This is a genomic window from Burkholderia cepacia, assembly GCF_029962485.1.
Classification (GTDB): domain Bacteria; phylum Pseudomonadota; class Gammaproteobacteria; order Burkholderiales; family Burkholderiaceae; genus Burkholderia.
In genome coordinates this window covers 879925-897370 of sequence record NZ_CP073637.1, presented here as the reverse complement: position 1 = coordinate 897370, position 17446 = coordinate 879925, and the positions used below count along the sequence as shown (strand labels likewise).

The 17446-nt window shown below is 67.3% G+C and carries 18 protein-coding genes; 10 read left to right on the top strand and 8 right to left on the bottom strand.

Annotated elements, in window-relative coordinates; genetic code table 11:
• Positions 1-17: 17 nt before the first annotated feature.
• The 5 genes from pyrR to KEC55_RS04085 form a co-directional block, all read right to left on the bottom strand.
• A complete protein-coding gene (gene pyrR / locus KEC55_RS04105; protein WP_282506851.1) occupies positions 18-530 on the bottom strand; it encodes a bifunctional pyr operon transcriptional regulator/uracil phosphoribosyltransferase PyrR in 513 nt (170 codons plus the stop codon).
• Positions 517-966: a Holliday junction resolvase RuvX gene (ruvX, locus tag KEC55_RS04100; protein ID WP_011351144.1), complete on the bottom strand. Its 450-nt coding sequence runs from the start codon at positions 964-966 to the stop codon at positions 517-519. The genes pyrR and ruvX overlap by 14 nt, the downstream gene beginning before the upstream one ends.
• A complete protein-coding gene (locus tag KEC55_RS04095; protein ID WP_175919008.1) occupies positions 963-1541 on the bottom strand; it encodes a YqgE/AlgH family protein in 579 nt (192 codons plus the stop codon). The genes ruvX and KEC55_RS04095 overlap by 4 nt, the downstream gene beginning before the upstream one ends.
• 182 nt (positions 1542-1723) lie before the next feature.
• Entirely contained in the window at positions 1724-3025 is a 1302-nt protein-coding gene (locus KEC55_RS04090; protein ID WP_282506850.1) for a hypothetical protein, read from the bottom strand.
• A gap of 104 nt (positions 3026-3129) precedes the next feature.
• Positions 3130-3300 carry a rubredoxin gene (locus tag KEC55_RS04085; protein WP_004186709.1) on the bottom strand — a complete coding sequence of 57 codons (171 nt, stop codon included), beginning with the start codon at positions 3298-3300 and terminating at the stop codon, positions 3130-3132.
• A gap of 253 nt (positions 3301-3553) precedes the next feature.
• On the opposite strand from KEC55_RS04085, the gene KEC55_RS04080 reads away from it, so the two are divergent.
• The 4 genes from KEC55_RS04080 (at position 3554) to KEC55_RS04065 (ending at position 6382) form a co-directional block, all read left to right on the top strand.
• Positions 3554-4420, top strand: a complete 867-nt coding sequence (locus KEC55_RS04080; RefSeq protein ID WP_176049423.1) for a hydroxymethylpyrimidine/phosphomethylpyrimidine kinase — start codon at positions 3554-3556, stop codon at positions 4418-4420.
• Positions 4421-4815: 395 nt separating this feature from the next.
• Positions 4816-5298, top strand: coding sequence for an Hcp family type VI secretion system effector (locus tag KEC55_RS04075; protein WP_282506849.1), 483 nt, complete (start codon positions 4816-4818; stop codon positions 5296-5298).
• 15 nt (positions 5299-5313) lie between these two features.
• Positions 5314-5928 (top strand): peptidoglycan recognition protein family protein, encoded by a 615-nt coding sequence (locus tag KEC55_RS04070; RefSeq protein WP_282506848.1) that lies wholly within the window; start codon positions 5314-5316, stop codon positions 5926-5928.
• 4 nt (positions 5929-5932) lie between these two features.
• Positions 5933-6382, top strand: coding sequence for a hypothetical protein (locus tag KEC55_RS04065; protein ID WP_282506847.1), 450 nt, complete (start codon positions 5933-5935; stop codon positions 6380-6382).
• Positions 6383-6486: 104 nt separating this feature from the next.
• Here KEC55_RS04065 and groL read toward each other — a convergent pair whose 3' ends face one another.
• Together groL and KEC55_RS04055 are read right to left on the bottom strand one after the other, a co-directional pair.
• On the bottom strand, positions 6487-8127 hold the full coding sequence (gene groL / locus KEC55_RS04060) for a chaperonin GroEL (RefSeq protein ID WP_043181578.1): 1641 nt from the start codon (positions 8125-8127) through the stop codon (positions 6487-6489).
• 46 nt (positions 8128-8173) lie between these two features.
• Positions 8174-8467, bottom strand: a complete 294-nt coding sequence (locus KEC55_RS04055) for a co-chaperone GroES (RefSeq protein WP_026044985.1) — start codon at positions 8465-8467, stop codon at positions 8174-8176.
• Between the two features lie 657 nt (positions 8468-9124).
• Here KEC55_RS04055 and KEC55_RS04050 point away from each other — a divergent pair.
• The 6 genes from KEC55_RS04050 to KEC55_RS04025 all read left to right on the top strand — a co-directional run bounded on the left by KEC55_RS04050 (position 9125) and on the right by KEC55_RS04025 (position 16909).
• Entirely contained in the window at positions 9125-10591 is a 1467-nt protein-coding gene (locus KEC55_RS04050) for a carbohydrate porin (protein ID WP_282506846.1), read from the top strand.
• Positions 10592-10668: 77 nt separating this feature from the next.
• A complete protein-coding gene (locus KEC55_RS04045; RefSeq protein WP_176049425.1) occupies positions 10669-11802 on the top strand; it encodes a hypothetical protein in 1134 nt (377 codons plus the stop codon).
• Between the two features lie 11 nt (positions 11803-11813).
• Positions 11814-13121 (top strand): iron uptake transporter deferrochelatase/peroxidase subunit, encoded by a 1308-nt coding sequence (gene efeB / locus KEC55_RS04040; RefSeq protein ID WP_282506845.1) that lies wholly within the window; start codon positions 11814-11816, stop codon positions 13119-13121.
• A 75-nt stretch (positions 13122-13196) separates the two neighbouring features.
• Positions 13197-14231 carry an iron ABC transporter substrate-binding protein gene (locus KEC55_RS04035; protein WP_282506844.1) on the top strand — a complete coding sequence of 345 codons (1035 nt, stop codon included), beginning with the start codon at positions 13197-13199 and terminating at the stop codon, positions 14229-14231.
• 2 nt (positions 14232-14233) lie between these two features.
• A complete protein-coding gene (locus KEC55_RS04030; protein WP_432626121.1) occupies positions 14234-15832 on the top strand; it encodes an ABC transporter permease in 1599 nt (532 codons plus the stop codon).
• A gap of 27 nt (positions 15833-15859) precedes the next feature.
• Entirely contained in the window at positions 15860-16909 is a 1050-nt protein-coding gene (locus KEC55_RS04025; protein ID WP_282506842.1) for an ABC transporter ATP-binding protein, read from the top strand.
• Positions 16910-16930: 21 nt separating this feature from the next.
• Here the strand turns inward: KEC55_RS04025 and KEC55_RS04020 are convergent, their stop codons facing one another.
• Positions 16931-17446 carry an SRPBCC family protein gene (locus tag KEC55_RS04020; RefSeq protein ID WP_282506841.1) on the bottom strand — a complete coding sequence of 172 codons (516 nt, stop codon included), beginning with the start codon at positions 17444-17446 and terminating at the stop codon, positions 16931-16933.

Below are 17446 nucleotides of genomic sequence, written 5' to 3'. Positions count from 1 at the left end.
TACGGTTCGCGTGTCGTTCAGGCGCCGTGCGATTCGACGCGCAGCGTGAACTGCGCATCGTCGCGTGCGAGCACGAGCGTCGCGCCGGCCGGCACGTCGAGTGTGCCGCCCGCGAAGCGTGCGGCGACCGGCAGCTCGCGGCCGCCGCGATCGGCCAGCACCGCGAGCTCGACCGCGGCCGGACGGCCGTAGTCGAACAGTTCGTTGAGCGCCGCGCGCACGGTGCGCCCGGTGTACAGCACGTCGTCGACGAGCACGATGCGCGCGCCGTCGATCTCGAACGGCAGCGACGTCGGGCTGGCCTGGCTGTGCAGCCCCTTCTTCGCGTAATCGTCGCGATGCAGCGCGACGTTCACGACGCCGAACGCCGGTGCGCCGAGATCGCGTGCGAGGCGCTCGGCCAGCCATGCGCCGCCGCTGTGAATGCCGGCGAGCCGCGGGCCGCCCGGTTCGGCGAACGCCGTGCCGTACGCGGTACGGATCTGGTCGAGCAGGACGCGGTAAAGCGCCTCGGCATCAATGGTGCTCATGGTCGGACAATTGATCGAGATACTGTTGAAGGATGACGCGTGCGGCTTCGGCATCGAGCATCTCCGCGCGGGCACGGCCGCGCACGTTGCGCTCGCGCAACCCGGCCTCGGCCTCGACCGACGAATAGCGCTCGTCGACCCACGTGACGGGCAGCCCGAAGCGGCCGTTCAGCTGGTTGCCGAAGCGCTTCGCCTGCTGCGTCATGTCGTGGGGCGTGCCGTCCGGATGCATCGGCAGGCCGACGACGAGCGCGTCCGGCCGCCATTCGGCCAGCAGGTCGCCGACCGCCTTGAAGCGGTGTTCGCGGTTCAGGTTCTGGATCACGACGAGCGCACGGGCCGAGCGCGTCAGCGCGTTGCCGACCGCGACGCCGATACGTTTTTCGCCGTAGTCGAACGCCAGGAGCGTCGCATCGCGCGCGCTCGCGCCACTCATGCGTGCCCTGCTTCGCCGGACAGCATCGCCGAGCTGACGCCGAGCAGGCCGAGGGCGGCCTCGAAGCGCTCTTCGGCCGGGGTGTCGAACACGATGCGCGGATCGGCGGCCACGGTCAGCCAGCCGTTGCGGGAAATTTCTTCCTCGAGCTGCCCTGCGCCCCAGCCGGCATGGCCGAGCGTCAACAGGAAGCGCTTCGGGCCGGTGCCCGTCGCGACCGCCTCGAGCACGTCCTTCGACGTCGTCATCTCCAGCCCGCCGTCGACGGACATCGACGAGTTGTAGCTCGCGCCCTCCACCGGCTCGTGCAGCACGAAGCCGCGCTCGGTCTGGACCGGGCCGCCGAAGTACACGGGAATGTGCAGCAGCGGCTCGATGTCGAGCTTCAGGTCGATGCGGTTGAACAGCGATTCGAGATCGATGTCGGTCGGACGATTGATGACGAGGCCGAGCGCGCCGCGCTCGCTGTGATCGCAAAGATAGACCACCGTTCCCGAGAACGTCGGATCGGCCATGTTAGGCATGGCGATCAGGAACTGGTTGGTGAGATTGATGCGATCGGAAGGCTTTGACATGGTTTGAATTTTAGCAAAGACGCCGCGACCTGACCGGGCCGCGATCAACAAGCAACGCCGCGCCACGCTGGCAACGGCGCGCGCGGATCACACGGCACTCTAACACGCGCGCGGGCGCTGTCGGGGGCGTGTTGCAGGCCCGCGCGACAAGGGGCGCCGCCAGGTGTCCGTCCCCTTGTTCGTCAGGTCCGGCCAAGCGCCGTGCCGAGCGCTTCGGACGCCGCGGTGAGGTCCGGCGGCGCAACGCCGGCCGCGATCTTCAGCAGCGCCGCGCGCAGCATGTCGGACGCGTGGCCGTGCGCGTCGAGGCCGCCGTCGGCGAGCGGCACGCCGTGGGCGGCACGGCGCCACGCGAGGCCGAGTGTGTCGGCCAGCAGTGCCGCGTGGCCGAGGCCGAGCGCGCACGCGGCCGTGCCGACCCGGTACGCGGCGCCGGACGCGTGCCACGCAGCGCCAGCGTCGGCCCGGGCCGGGTCGGCCGCGAGGTCGACCATCGACGCATCGGCCGTCTGCAGGAAATCCTCATAGGCATGCGCGTTGACGGTCACGACGCCGAGCGAACGGGTCGGCGCAACGGCGACCGCGTCGTGCTCTGCCCGCGCGGCATCGGCCTCCCACAGCGCCTCGGACGCCGGCGTGCCGGCGACGTGCCAGTCAACCGTCAGTCCGTAGTCGTGCAGCACTTCGACGAGCGCAACGTCTTCTGCCGCAGCGCCGAACAGCGCGAAATCGCGCCACAACAGCGCCACCGTCTCGCGCACGAACTCGGGCGGTGCGCTGCGCCGGCCCTGCGCATGCTCGCCGAGCAGCAGGTTGGTCCGCGCGAGAAAGCGCTTGAGCTCGGGCGCGCCGCTGGCGCGCAGCGCGCGCAGGCACGCGTTCGCGAGCCGCCAGAAATCGTACGGCCCGTCGTCGGTCAGCGCGACCTGCATTGCGTCGAGTTCGTCAAGCGCCGCGTCGGGCGCGCCGTGCTGCGCGCGCAGCGCGCCGAGCAGCGCCTGCTCGTAGCGAGCGCGGATCCGGGCCGCGAATGCGTCGGGCAGCGCGCGCAGCGTGGCCGGCGGCACCGCGCGGCCGACGAGCGAGAGCGCGTCGAGCGGCGCGCTCGCGCGCAGGTCGGCGGCGCTTTGCGCACGCAATGCACGGAAATGGTCGAGGAGAACGGGCGAGCAGGCGAGCTCGCGCAGGTTGTGACGCCCGACGGCCGCACGGAAGTCGCGCAGCGCGGCGCGCCAGCCGGCCGAAGTCGGCTCGGCGGCGACCAGCGGCACAGCGGCCGCCAGTTGCCCGGCGAACCGAGCGGCCGGCAGCCAGCCGGCTTCCGCCAGCACGGCCGCGGCGGCGGACAGCGGCGCAGCCGCATCGTCATGCCGCCCGAAGGCGTCGGCGGCCGCCGCAAGCCACGCGTCGGCCGCGCGCACGGCCCCGCCACGTGGGTTGGGCAGTGCGTCAGGGTGGGGAACGTTCGCCGGATCGGACGTCATGGACACGCGCGCCTGTCATCATCAAGTCGCTCGCACCACCCGCGGCGCGCGAGCGCCGGGCCGATGCGAGGCCTGAGCGGGGTGTCCGTGGGCCAGCGGTCCGGTCAGATCTGGACCATCTCGAAGTCTTCCTTGCGGGCGCCGCATTCGGGGCACGTCCAGTTGATCGGGACGTCTTCCCAGCGCGTGCCCGGGGCAATGCCCTCTTCCGGCAGCCCGGCTTCTTCGTCGTAAATCCAGCCACAAATCAGGCACATCCAGCTCTTGTATTCCATCTTAGCCGCGTCGGGAAAAGTCGGTAAATTCGGGAGCCATGATGGTACCGTGTCGGGGCCGGACTGCCTAGCAATCGCGCTGGAGGACAGCGACTACGTTGCGCTGCGCTAAAAAATCCGTCGTGCGGGCCGGATTCCACCGCATAATGGTTGAAAAGTGCGGCCTGCCGGGCAACACAGGGCCAAAAATGGCCACTCGCCTCGCCGTCCGCATCTCCGTCGCTTCCCCGTTTTTCTCTTGCCCCATTTTTACATGTCCAGCAACGCCCCTCCGATCGTCCTCACCTTCGGCCTGTCCGATCCCACCGGCGGCTCCGGCCTCCAAGCCGATCTGATGACCCTGGCGAGCATGGGCTGTCACGGCGTATCCGTCCTGACGGGCTACACCGTGCGCGACTCGGCCGCCTGCGACGAAGTGACCGGCCTCGACCCCGAGGTCGTCGCCGCGCAGGCGCGCATGCTGCTCGAAGACATGCCGGTTGCCGCGTTCAAGATCGGCGCGGCGACGCGCGCGGAAGTCGTGAGCGCGATCGCCGAGGTCGTCGCCGACTACGACGGCGTGCCGCTCGTGCTCGCGCCGGACTTCACGCTCGACGACGAGCACGTGCTCGCAGCCGACGACCTGCGCGAATCGATCGCCGACCTGCTGGCACCGCAAACCACGCTGCTGGTCGCCGACTACGCGACGCTGATCGCGCTCGCGCAGCCGGACGGCGACGCCGAGGCGCCGAATCTCGACGCGGCCGTGTCGCACCTGCTGTCGCAGGGCTGCGAGTACATCCTGTCGTCGGAGCCGGGCTCGCACCGGCTCGTCAACACACTGTACGGCGAGGAAGGCCAGCTCCGCGAGGATATGTGGGATCGCTCGCCGCACCGGCTGATGGGTATCACCGACACGCTCGGCGCGGCGATCGCGGCGCTGCTTGCTAACGGCCAGGAACCGCCCGAAGCGGTTCGCGAGGCGCAGGAATACTTGTACCAGGCCGTGCGCGACGCGTTCCGGCCCGGCATGGGCGCGTACCTGCCCGACCGGTTCTTCTGGGCGCGCAGCAATGAAGACTCGGACACGCCGCCGGCCGTGAAGGCCGACCCGGTAACGAGGACGTCGCACCGCCATTGAGTCCCCTCGGGCACGCCGGCGTTTGAGTACTCGAACGCCGGCCGCCCTTCTTGTTGTCTCGGCAGTACACATCCCGCATCGGCAAATCGACGCTGATGCTCGCACTACATCGACAACGACCACCAGCTCGGCGCGCCCGTCTCAACCTTCGGATTCCCGCCCCGCGCAGCCCGAGAGCCGATCCATCGGTCCGCGCAATCCCGCCCTTTCAGTCGCCGCTGCCGAATCCGCGTTCGTGCCTGCCCGACTCGTATCGATTCTCGGCTGACCGATGAATTGACGTCGTACATTTCAACGTCCAGGCGCGCCGAAAATCGAACTGGTCCAATAGATTGACCGCCACGCGCAATGCTAGGGTTCATTTCACCAATGTGACCGATGCAAAGGAGTAGGTGATGGCGCAGGACATTTTCCTGAAACTGACCGGCATCAGAGGCGAATCTCGAGACGCCTCTCATCCAGACGAGATCGAAGTATTGGCGTGGGATTGGTCCGCCGACCAGCCACTTACCGCACGCTCGGGTAGAGGCAGCACTGGAGGCAAGTGCACGGCCAACGATCTGACCATCGAGCATCATGTCGATCGCGCATCACCGATCCTCATGCTCCATTGCCTGAAAGGGAATCACATCGAGAAAGCCGTGCTGGTCGCGCGCAAGGCCGGCGGCATGCCTCTCGAATACCTGAAGATCACGCTGGACGACGTATTGATCACGCGCATCAATTCGGCTGCCAATTTGAACATGGCACGGCCACGAGAAGAGGTCCAATTCTCATTTGCCCGCATCCGGCAGGAGTATGTCGTTCAGAGCGCCCAAGGCGGCAGTGGTGGAACGGTCGCTGCAGGATACGACATCAAAACCGGCACCGCAGCCTGAGTATCGGAGGTAGTCATGCTTTTCATTTCGAAGCAAGGCCATGTCGATGCCGAACGCGTGATTCTCAAAATATATTCATCCATCGAACGAGGGCCGATGGAACACGTGAATGGAATCGTCGTCCATCAAACTGGAGGTGCCACCGCGTCGAGTACCTTCAATAGCTACTGCAACACCGCACATGTACCAAACGGCGCCCATTTCCTGATCGACAAGGATGGAACGATCTATCAAACCGCCTCCCTGAACAGGATCACCAATCACGTCGGCAAATTGCAGTCACGTTGCATCACCACCCTCAAGTGCTCTGCTGCGGACCTCAGGGCGGCAAGGCGCGCGTATCAGACCGGCCCCGCCGCATCCCATCGCCACGAATCCCGTAAAGCGTTTCCGGACCGCTATCCATCCAACTCGGACGCAATCGGAATCGAGCTTGTCGGCATGCACTATCCAGACGAAAAAACCGCAGAACCTGTCTACGAAAGCGTCACGACCGAACAAAATGCATCGCTCAAATGGCTGGTTCGTGAATTGTCCGAGACGCTGAAAGTCGAGATGAGAGAGGTCTATCGGCACCCGGAAGTCGGGCGCAAGAACGCGACCGAAGCAAGTACCGCACGGTGGGAGTGACGCCATGGGTCTAGCGAGATGTGTCTTCGCCGTTGCGTTGTGCGCCCCGATCGCGATCAGCCAGGCCCGAGGGGTAAGCACCGTGATAGTCGAGCAATCCGGCCAGACGTCAGCCCCGGACGATCCACTGACCAGGGACGCATGCAGGCACTTCACGCCAACCGTCGACCAGTTGAAGCGATTCTTTTCCAGAGCGGCGCCGATTGACGGCAAGTTTGTTGCCGAAGATTACTACTCGCCCTGCAATTCGAGCGGCACCGTATCGTTCCCGGACGGCAGTTCGGCGAGGTGGCGCGTTTATTCCAGCGGCACCGCGTCACTGACGTGGGCATCGAACGGCGCTACGGCCTATCTCTACAACGGCCGCCACAACGGCTGGCACGATCCATTCGCGTGCAGTTACGGTCTTCACGATGAAGACGACGACGCTTCGTGCTACCTGCCGGGCTTCTGATTCCGATCGCGCACGCATAAAAAAAGACCCGCATCGCTGCGGGTCTTTTCTTTTGGCTGGAACGCGCATCGCTGCGCGCTCCGGACACCATCGACCGAAGTCGATTACATGTCCATGCCCATGCCGCCCATGCCGCCCGGCATGCCGCCCGGCATCGGTGCGTCTTCCTTCGGCAGTTCTGCGACAGCTGCGTCCGTCGTCAGCAGCAGGCCTGCAACCGAAGCTGCGTTCTGCAGTGCGGTACGCGTGACCTTGGTCGGGTCGACGACGCCGGCCTCAACCATGTCGACGTACTCGCCCGTTGCTGCGTTGTAGCCGTAGTTGCCCGTACCTGCAGCAACTGCTGCCACCACGACGCTGGCTTCTTCGCCGCCGTTCGTGACGATCTGGCGCAGCGGCTCTTCCATTGCGCGCAGCACGATCTTGATGCCGGCGTTCTGGTCGGCGTTCGCGCCGGTCAGGCCTGCGATCGCGGTGCGAGCGCGGATCAGCGCAACGCCGCCACCTGCCACGATGCCTTCTTCAACAGCTGCGCGCGTTGCGTGCAGTGCGTCTTCGACACGTGCCTTCTTTTCCTTCATTTCGACTTCGGTCGCTGCGCCGACCTTGATCACTGCAACACCGCCGGCCAGCTTGGCCACGCGCTCTTGCAGCTTTTCACGGTCGTAGTCCGACGTCGCTTCTTCGATTTGCGCGCGCACTTGCTTCACGCGTGCTTCGATGTTCACGGCTTCGCCTGCGCCGTCGATGATCGTCGTGTTTTCCTTGCCCACTTCGATGCGCTTCGCCTGGCCCAGTTCTGCCAGCGTTGCCTTCTCGAGCGTCAGGCCGGTTTCTTCGGCGATCACTTGGCCGCCCGTCAGGATCGCGATGTCTTCCAGCATCGCCTTGCGACGATCGCCGAAGCCAGGCGCCTTGACCGCAACGGTCTTCAGGATGCCGCGGATGTTGTTCACGACCAGCGTTGCGAGCGCTTCGCCTTCGATGTCTTCAGCGATGATCAGCAGCGGACGGCCAGCCTTCGCGACTTGCTCGAGTACCGGCAGCAGATCACGGATGTTCGACACCTTCTTGTCGTGCAGCAGCACGAACGGGTTGTCGAGGACGGCGACTTGCTTTTCCGGGTTGTTGATGAAGTACGGCGACAGGTAGCCGCGGTCGAATTGCATGCCTTCGACGACGTCGAGTTCGTCGGCCAGCGACTTGCCGTCTTCGACGGTGATGACGCCTTCCTTGCCGACCTTGTCCATCGCTTCAGCGATGCGATCGCCGATCGACGTGTCGCTGTTCGCCGAGATCGAGCCGACCTGTGCGATTTCCTTGTTCGTCGTGCACGGCTTGCTGATCTTCTTCAGCTCTTCGACAGCCGCTGCGACTGCCTTGTCGATGCCGCGCTTCAGGTCCATCGGGTTCATGCCCGATGCGACGTACTTCATGCCTTCGCGAACGATCGATTGCGCGAGGACGGTTGCCGTCGTCGTGCCGTCGCCTGCGTTGTCGCTGGTCTTGGAAGCAACTTCCTTGACCATTTGCGCGCCCATGTTCTGGAGCTTGTCCTTCAGCTCGATTTCCTTCGCGACCGACACACCGTCCTTGGTGACCGTCGGGCCGCCGAAGCTGCGCTCGAGCACCACGTTGCGGCCCTTCGGACCCAGCGTGACCTTGACTGCGTTGGCGAGAATGTTCACGCCTTCGACCATCTTCGAACGGGCGGAATCGCCGAATACGACGTCTTTAGCTGCCATCTTCTAACTCCTTGAATTCTTGGGAATATGTACCGTCGGTGGACGCTTAGTTAGCGTTGACCACGGCCATGATGTCTTCTTCGCGCATGACCAGCAGTTCCTGGCCGTCGACCTTGACGGTCTGGCCTGCGTACTTGCCGAACAGGACGCGATCGCCGACCTTCACGTCGAGCGCGATCGGTGCACCCTTGTCGTCACGCTTGCCCGGGCCGACCGCGAGGATCTCGCCTTGATCCGGCTTTTCAGCAGCGGCTTCGGGGATCACGATGCCCGAGGCGGTCTTGGTTTCCTGATCCAGGCGCTTGACGATCACGCGATCGTGCAAAGGACGAAGGTTCATATTCACTCCTCTCTTGACTGAGATTGAAGAACGCTTAGGGAATCTGCCCGGCGGATCGCCCGGCAGAGAATTGTTAGCACTCTCGTGCAGCGAGTGCTAATTATATGGACGGGTTTTGACAAATTCAAGAAGGGGAGCCGGACGAATTTTCAACGTGGCCCGGCAGCAGGAAAAACACCCGAAAATCACAAAAAACCCTTTCAAAACAAAACCCTGACCCACGCCGCCCGGCCTGACAGGCAGGCCCGCGCGACCTGCGAATCGCATCCAGCCCCGTTTGGACACCGGGTAAGCACGGAGTTCCTGCAACCGGCGACATCGCGTCGAAAAGCCCGCGCAGGCGCCGATTCCGTCCGCCGCAGCGCGGCCGCTCACCCTGCCCGGCGACCCATCGCTCCGCGTCGAATCATTCATTTTCATTACACAGATATTTACGTTTTTATTCCATGAAAACACCCGCCGGGCCCCGTCCGTAAGCCCTCCCATTACATTCAGTAATTTAGATGCGAATCATTCTCGTTTACATTGACATTCCCATTCGAGACTCCTACGATGCGCCGCGTTGCGCTCTTCTTCATGCCCTGGCCGATCGGTGCCGAGCGTCGGGACAGCGACCGACAAGCAGGACTCCAAACCAATTAGAACCAGGGATTTGATATGAAGGTTGCGTCGTTCCATGGAGACCGCGTCCGCGCCCGGATGCGCCCCGCCGCCTGTGCGGCCGTCCTCGCATGCGCGTCGTTCGCGAGCGGCGCTGCGTTCGCCGCCACGCCGGTCGACGCGCAGCCCGAAGCGCCCGAGGCCGACCTCACGATCCAGGCGAAGCCGACCGACATGTGGACCGGCATCTGGACGCGCCAGAGCCTGCTCGGCGACATGGGCGGCATCCGCCCGTGGCTCGGCAAGTACGGCGCGACGCTGCAGATCACCGAAACCAGCGAATACCTCGCGAACCTGCGCGGCGGCCTGAACCGCGGCGGCGCCTACGACGGACTGACGACGGCCACGTTGACGGTCGACACGCAGAAGGCGATCGGCTTGGCCGGCGGCACGTTCAACGTCAGCGCGCTGCAGATCCACGGCACCAACCTGAGCGCGCGCAACCTCGGCACGCTCAACACCGCGAGCGGCATCGAGGCGCAGGACACGACGCGTCTGTGGGAGCTCTGGTACCAGCAGTCGTTCCTCGACAAGCGCGTCGACGTGAAGATCGGCCAGCAGAGCCTGGACCAGGAATTCATGGTCAGCACGTATGCGAACACGTTCGTCAACACGATGTTCGGCTGGCCCGCGCTGCCGTCGTACGATCTGCCGAACGGCGGCCCCGCCTATCCGCTCGCCGGCCTCGGCGTGCGCGTACGGGCGCAGATCACGCCGAAGCTCACCGCGCTCGCGGGCGTGCTCGACGGCGATCCGCTCGGCAACAACCCGAGCAACCTGAGCGGCACGAACTTCAACCTGCACAACGGCACGCTCTATATCGGCGAGCTGCAATACGCGCTGAACCAGCCGTCCGACGGCGAAATGGATACCGGGCACTCGAACGGGCTGCCGGGCACCTACAAGATCGGCGTCTGGTATCACAACGGCCGCTTCGCGGACCAGAGCACCGGCACCGACGGGCTGTCGCTCGCCGATCCGGCGTCGAATGGCAACGCGCAGCAGCATCACGGCGACTACAGCTTCTACGCGGTGGCCGACCAGATGATCTGGCGCCCCGACCCGACCGGCCCGAGGAGCCTCGGCGTGTTCGCACGCGTGATGGGCGCGCCGGGCGACCGCAACCTCGTGAGCTTCGCGGCCAACGCGGGCATCGTGCTGAAGGCGCCGTTCGAAGGCCGCGACAACGACAGCGTCGGCCTCGCCGTCACGTACATCCAGGTCGGCAGCCACGTGACCGACCTCGACCAGGCCGCGCGGACGTTCGCGGCCGGCCCGTACGGCGTACGCACCCGCGAGACGACCGTCGAGGCGACCTACCAGTACCAGATCAACCCGTGGTGGGTCATCGCGGCCGATGCGCAGTACACGTTCAACGCCGGCGCAGGCCAGAACCCGAGCGATGCAACCCAGCCGCTGCGCAACACGTTCGTGCTCGGCGCGCGCACGACGATCACGTTCTGAGCACCGCGCACGCGCTACCCGCCCACGCCACCCGTTTTCGCGCGCCGCCGGCGCGGCGCGCTCCCCAGGAGATCCCGATGATTCAATCCGCCCCGCTTCGCCGCCTCGCGACGGGCGCGCTGGCCGCCGCCGCGCTGACGGCCGCCGCCGGCGCGTTCGCCGAGCCGCAAGGCTTCCTCGAGACGCTGCATCGCCATACGCTGCTCGTCAACACGGTGCCCGACAACGGCGACCAGAACCCGTACGCGATCGCGGTCGCGCCGGTGTCGGCCGGCGCGATCCAGGCAGGCGACGTGCTCGTCGACAATTTCAACAACGCGGCGAACCTGCAGGGCACCGGCAGCACGATCGTCAACTACCGGCCGTCGACCAAGCAGATGAGCCTGTTCGCGACGATCCCGCGCGACCTGAAGGCGTGCCCGGGCGGTGTCGGCCTGTCGACCGCGATGACGATGCTGAAGTCGGGCTGGGTGATCGTCGGCAGCACGCCGAGCAACGACGGCACGACGTCGACCAAGGGCGCCGGCTGCCTGATCGTGCTCGATCCGCAAGGCAAGATCGCATCGACGTGGTCGAGCGCGAACATCAACGACCCGTGGGGCAACATGGCCGTGGTCGACCGCGGCGACAGCGCGACGCTGTTCGTCAGCATGGCCGGCTTCGGTGTCGGCGGCGCGGACGGCAATCCGCCCGTCTACAAGCAGGCGACCGTGCTGCGTCTCGACCTCGACGTGCCGGCCGGCAAGCCGCCCGTCATCAAGCAGGAAACGGTCGTCGCGAGCGGCCTCGGCGCGCAGGCCGACAAGGGCGTGTTCCTGGTCGGCCCGACCGGCCTCGCGCTGTCGGGCGACCAGAAGAAGCTGTACGTATCGGATGCGATCGGCAACCGCGTCGTCGAGATCGACGATCCGCTCACGCGCGACACGAGCGCGGGCGTCGGCCGCCAGGTCACGGCCGACGGCTTCCTGCGCCGCCCGCTCGCGCTCGCGACCGCGCCGAACGGCCATCTGCTCGCGACCAACGCGCTGAACGGCCAGGTCGTCGAGATCGATCCGGTCGCCGGCAAGCAGCTCTATGCGCGCTGGATCGACACCGACAAGGCGCAATCGCCGCCCGGCAACGGCGACCTGTTCGGGATCGCGATGACGCCGGCCGGCGACGGCTTCTATTACGTCCAGGACGACGTCAACACGCTGATGCTCGCGAAGTAACGGAGCCGACCATGGCAGACGATCTGAACCCGCCGTCGCGCCCCGCGCGCCGCGGCTTTCTGAAGGCCGGCGGCGCCGCGGTGGCCGCGGGCCTCGCGACGGGCACGATGCCGGCCGCCCGCGCGGCCGATGTGGCGCCCGCGGCCGCACCGGGCGCGCACGCACACGACGACGACATCGAGCCGTTCTACGGCAAGCACCAGGGCGGCATCACGACGCCGCAGCAGCGCAACGCGTATTTCGCGGCGCTCGACCTCGCCACGACCAAACGCGCGGACGTGATCGCGCTGCTGAAGACCTGGACCGACGCGGCCGCGCGCCTCACGCGCGGCGACACCGCGCAGCCATTGCCGACGACCGGTGGTGACGACACCGCGCCGGCCGATTCGGGCGACGCGCTCGGCATCGGCGCGTCGCGGCTGACGATCACGTTCGGCTTCGGGCCCGGCCTGTTCGCGGTTGCGGGCAAAGACCGCTACGGCCTCGCGAAGCAGCGCCCCGCCGCACTCGTCGACCTGCCGCGCTTCAACGGCGACCAGCTGATTCCGGAGAAGACCGGCGGCGACCTGTTCATCCAGGCGTGCGCGAACGACGCGCAGGTCGCGTTCCACGCGGTGCGTCAGCTCGTGCGCCTCGGCGGCAACGCCGTGCAGATGCGCTGGGGCCAGGCCGGCTTCACGTCCGGCAAGCCGGGCGAGACGCCGCGCAACCTGATGGGCTTCAAGGACGGCACGATGAACCCGTCGCGCGACGATCCGGCCGCGATGAACGAATTCGTGTGGGCCGGCAACGAAGGCCCGGCATGGATGAACGGCGGCACCTACACGGTCGTGCGCCGCATCCGCATCACGCTCGAACACTGGGACAACACCGAGCTCGGTTTCCAGGAGCAGGTGTTCGGCCGCAAGAAGTACAGCGGCGCGCCGATCGGCGGCAAGCAGGAGTTCGAGGCGCTCGACCTCGACGCGGTCGACAAGGACGGCAATTCGGTGATCCCTGACAACGCGCATGCGCGTCTCGCCTCGCCGCAGGTGAACAACGGCGCGCAGATCCTGCGACGCGCGTACTCGTACAACGACAGCGCGAACTTCTACATCGAGCGCTGGCCGCCGTGGCGCCAGCAGACCGAGTACGACGCGGGGCTGATGTTCGTCGCGCACCAGCGCGACCCGCGCCGTGGCTTCATTCCTATCAACGAGAAGCTCGCGAAGCTGGACATCATGAACCAGTTCACCACGCACGTCGGCAGCGCGATCTTCGCGTGTCCGCCGGGCGCGCAACCCGGTTCGTACATCGGCGCCGCGCTGTTCGAAGCGTAACGGCACGACAACGCAACGACACGCAACGCCCCCCCCTTTTTCCCGGCCCGTCCGGATGAAACTCACGACGACGACATGAACACTTCACCCGTTAGCCGCCCGCTGCGGCACCTGATCTCCGCGGCTGCCGCCGCGCTCATGCTGACCGGCGCGCTGCACGTCTCGCACGCGCATGCCGCGACGCTCACGCTGTACAACGCGCAGCACGAGCAGGTCGTCAACCAGCTCGTCAAGGACTTCGAAGCACAGAGCGGCATCACCGTGAAGGTGCGCTCGGGCGAAGGCCCCGCGCTCGCCGCGCAGATCGTCGCGGAAGGCGACCGCACGCCGGCCGACGTGTACTTCACCGAGAACTCGCCGGAGCTCGTGCTGCTCGACCGCAAGGGCCTGCTCGCGAAGACCGACGGCGCCGCGCTGCAGGCGGTGCCCGCGCGCTTCAACCCGGCCGACGGCAACTGGGTCGGCGTGCTCGCGCGCGAGAACGTGCTCGTCTACAACACCGCGAAGCTCCAGCCGCAGCAACTGCCCGCGTCGCTGCTCGATCTCGCAAAGCCGGAATGGAAAGGCAAGGTCGGCGTCGCGCCGAGCGATGCGGACTTCCTGCCGCTCGTGAGCGCGGTGCTCGCGCTGCACGGCGAGGCCGCGACGCTGCAATGGCTGAAGGGCCTGAAGGCCAACGCGCAGATCTTCGACGACGACGAAGGCGTGACCGCGGCCGTCAACCGCGGCGGCGTGCTGACCGGCATCATCAACAACTACTACTGGGACCGCCTGCACGCGGAGCTCGGCGACAAGTCGACGAAGAGCGCGATCCACCACTTCGGCAACCATGACGTCGGCGCAGCCGTGAACGTGTCGGGCGCCGCGGTGATGAAGGCGTCGAAGCACCAGGCCGACGCGCAGAAGTTCGTCGCGTATCTCGTCAGCGAGCGCGCGCAGAAGCTGATGGCGAACGGCCACATCAGCTTCGAGTATCCGCTGCACCCGGGCGTCGCGCCCGATCCGATCCTGAAGCCGTTCAGCGAACTGAGCCCGCCTGCGCTGACGTTCGAACAGCTCGGCGACGACAGCCAGGCCGGCAAGCTGCTGCGCCAGGCCGGCCTGCTCTGACCGTGAGCGACGCCGTGTCCCGCACGGCGCGCACCGCGCGCGACGGCGAGCGCACCGCGACGCGGCGGCGCCCGTCGCGCGCGCTCGTCGCGGCGGCCGCGTGCGGGCCGCTCGCGATCCTGCTGCCGCTCGCCTTCACGCTGTACCGCGCGGCCACCTTCGGCGTCGACGATGCGATCGAGCTGCTGTGGCGTCCGCTCGTCGGCGAACTGCTCGTCAACACGCTGTCGATCACGCTCGCCGCGACGCTCGCGTGCACACTGCTCGGCACCGCGGTCGCGTGGTTCATCGAGCGCACCGACCTGCCCGCGCGGCCGCTGTGGACCGCGCTCGCCGCCGCCCCGCTCGCGGTGCCGCCGTTCATCACGAGCTATGCGTGGGTGTCGCTGAGCCTCGATCTGCAGGATTTCCTCGGCGCGCTGATCGTGCTGACGTCCGCGTACTTCCCGCTCGTCTACCTGCCGGTGGCCGCCGCGTTGCGCGAGCTCGACCCCGCACTCGAAGAAAGCGCGCGCACGCTCGGCTGCTCGCCGTGGCATACGTTCTTTCGTGTCGTGCTGCCGCAGTTGCGCCCTGCGCTGTGCGGCGGGATGCTGCTCGTCGCGCTCGGCGTGCTGTCCGAATTCGGCGCGTTCCAGTTACTGCGCTTTCGCACGTTCACGACCGAGATCTATGCGGAATACCGCACCGCGTTCGACGGCGGCGGCGCGTCGCTGCTTGGCTGCGTGCTGATCGCGCTGTGCCTGCTGTGCCTCGCGATCGAAGCGCGCGCGCGCGGCCATGCGCGCTACGGCCATACGCACCGCGCCGCACGCCGCGTCGCCATGCGTTATCCGCTCGGCTCCCTGCGCGGCCCAGTCGCCGTCGCGTTCACCGCGCTCGCGGCCGCAACGCTTGGCGTGCCGCTCGCGATGATCGGCTATTGGCTCACACAGCAAGGTGCCGCCGCCGTCACGCCGGCCGACGTGTCGCCCGAACTGCTGTGGCAGACCGCACTCGCTTCAAGCGGCTACGGTCTCGCGGCGGCGGCCGTCACGACACTGCTCGCGCTGCCGCTCGCATTCCTGCTGGTCCGTCATCCGGGCCGCGTCGCGACACTCCTCGAACGCACCGCGATGACCGTGCAGGGCGTGCCGGGCATCGTCGTCGCGCTCGCGATCGTATCGATCACGGTACGGCTGCTGCAGCCGCTCTACCAGAGCGCGCCGGCGCTCGTCGCCGCGTACGCGATCCTGTTCCTGCCGCTCGCGGTCGTCAGCGTACGCGCGGCGCTGTCGCACGTGCAGGTCCGGCTCGAGGAAACCGCACGCTCGCTCGGCCTCGGCTGGCGCGCGACACTCACGCGTGTGGTGCTGCCGCTTGCGGCGCCCGGCCTCGGCGCGGCCGCGACGATGGTGTTCATCTCGGTCGTGACGGAACTCAACACGACGCTACTGCTGTCGCCGATCGGCACGCGCACGCTCGCGACGCAGGTGTGGAGCGATACGGCAACGCTCGCGTTCGCGGCCGCGGCACCGTATGCGGCGCTGCTCGTCGCGCTGTCGCTCGGTGCCTCGGGACTGCTGTTCCTGCTGCTCGGCCGCGCGTCGGTGCGCGACTGAGCGCCGCCCTTTTTCCCGGAACCGCCCATGAGCGAACTACGCATCCACGGCCTGTCCAAATCGTTCGGATCGCATACCGTCCTGCACGACATCGACCTCACGGTGCGGCGCGGCTCGCGCCTCGCGCTGCTCGGCCCGTCCGGCAGCGGCAAGACGACGCTGCTGCGCGTGCTGTGCGGCTTCGAGCGCGCCGAGCGCGGCACCGTCGAGATCGACGGGCGCCGCGTGGCCGCACCCGACGTGCATCTGCCGCCCGAACGGCGCCGGATCGGCTACGTGCCGCAGGAAGGCGCGCTGTTTCCGCACCTGTCGGTGGCCGACAACATCGCGTTCGGGCTGCCGCGAGCAGCGCGGCGGCGCCATCACCGTGTCGACGAACTGCTCGAGATGGTCGGGCTGCCCGCGTCGTACGCGAGCCGTGCGCCGCAGCAGTTGTCCGGCGGCCAGCAGCAGCGCGTGGCACTCGCGCGTGCGCTCGCGCCCGAACCGTCGCTCGTGATCCTCGACGAACCGTTCTCCGCGCTCGACACGTCGCTGCGCCACGAAACGCGCAGCGCGGTCGCCGACGCGCTCGCCGCGGCCGGCGCGACATCGGTGCTCGTCACGCACGACCAGCCCGAGGCGATGACGCTCGGCGACGAAGTGGCGGTGATGTGGCAAGGCAGGCTCGTGCAGACGGCCGCGCCGCAGACGCTGTACCGGCAGCCCGTCACGCGCGACGTCGCGTCGTTCGTCGGGCAGGCCGTACTGCTTGCGGGTCACGTGCGCGATGCGCGCATCGCCTGTGCGCTCGGCGAGCTGCCGCTCGTCGCGCCGCTGCCTGACGGGCCGGCCGACGCGATGCTGCGTCCCGAGCAGATCGGCATCGTGCCGGTCACGCAGGTCGATGCGGCGCGCGGTCATACGGCGCGCGTCGAAGCCGCGCAATTCGCGGGCCAGGATGCCGACGTGCTCGCGCGCCTCGACGCCGATCGCGACGTGCTCGTGCGTATCCGCGTGCCGGGACACCGGTGCCCGGCTCTCGGCGAACGCGTCGCGCTGGTGGTGGACGGTGCGGTGATGGCGTACGCGCGCTGAGCGGCGCGTCTCCACGCGTCGCTACGCATCGGCGCAGTCCGCGTCCGACAGCGGCCGGAAGGTCCGGCCATCCGTCTCGACGGTCGCATCCAGCAACCGCGCGAGCCCCTTCGCGCCTTCGCGCATCACGACGTCGTGATTCCAGCGGAACAACGGGCGCGCGAGCGGCTCGAGCCAGTTCATCCAGCGCACCTGCGTGCGGATGTGCCAGTCGTAGCGCACGACGGTACGCGCGCCGTCGCCGGCGAACGACCAGCGTCCGTCACCTTCGATCGCGCCGCTTGCGCGGCCTTCGAGCGCATGCGGCCACTCGACGCGCCGCACGCGCATGTCGAAGGTCAGCCGGTACGGCAATGCACCCTTCCACGTATACCGGTGCAGCGCACCGACGCCACGCGCGTCGCCATGCTCGATCTCGACGGTACGCTCCGAGCCCTTCCACCAGTCGGGCCAGCGGTCGACCTGGTAGATCGCCTCCCAGACCGCCGCGAGCGGGGCGTCCACGCGCCAGGTCGTCGAGAACCGGTATTCCGCCAT